General features: G+C 67.6%; 1 protein-coding gene. It reads left to right on the forward strand.

Annotated features, from left to right (window positions below; translation table 11 throughout):
- Nucleotides 1–16 precede the first annotated feature (16 nt).
- On the forward strand, nt 17–894 hold an 878-nt coding region (locus tag I7S92_RS22975; RefSeq protein ID WP_206761159.1), incomplete at its 3' end, for a PP2C family protein-serine/threonine phosphatase.

Below are 894 nucleotides of genomic sequence, written 5' to 3' on the forward strand. Positions count from 1 at the left end.
GCTGGAGGAGACGGGCATGATATGGCGATCGCGTGAGCCGCGCTATGACGTCGCCTCGGGGATAAGCCAGGGCGCGCGCGACTATCAGGAGGATGCGATCACCGCCGATTTCCCGGTGGGGGCCGAGGCCGGTTTCGTGGTTCTGGCCGACGGGATGGGCGGCCATGCGGCGGGGGACGTGGCCAGCAAGATCGTGCTGACCGAGGTCTATTCCGAGCTGAAGTTCCATTTCGCCGATGTCGAGGCCTTCGAGGCGCGCGCGCCCGAGATCCTGCGCGGCGTGGCGGACCTGGCGAACGAGACCTTGCGCCAGCACAGCCGCAGCCACCCCGAGACGGCGGGGATGGGGGCGACGCTGGTGGTGCCGGCCTTGGTCGAGAACCGGCTCTGGTGGATCTCGGTCGGCGATTCGCCGTTGTTCCTGTTCCGCGGCGGCAGGCTCAGCCAGCTGAACGAGGACCATTCGATGGCGCCGCAGATCGACTTCATGGTGAAGTCCGGCCTGATGGATGCCGGGGTGGCGGCGAACCATCCCGACCGCAACTGCCTGATCTCGGTGCTGATGGGCGGCCGGATCCCGAAGATCGACTGCCCGGCCCGGCCGCTGGAGCTGAAGGCGGGGGATATCGTGGTCTGTTCCTCGGACGGGCTGCAGTTCCTGACCGATGCCCAGATCGGGAAGGTGCTGCACAAGTACCGCAAGAGCCGCTCGACCGAGATCGCCGAGCGGCTGCTGGAGGAGCTGGCCCGGCTGGGCGACCCGGACCAGGACAACATCAGCTTCACCGTCATCAAGGTGAACGACGCCAGCACCCGCCCGAAACAGGACCTCGCCCGCCCCTCCATGGCCGTCGCCCGCCCCAAACGGCTGACAACACTCGCGACGGAACCGAT

Source organism: Tabrizicola soli (assembly GCF_015999335.1).
Taxonomy (GTDB): Bacteria; Pseudomonadota; Alphaproteobacteria; order Rhodobacterales; family Rhodobacteraceae; genus Tabrizicola; species Tabrizicola soli.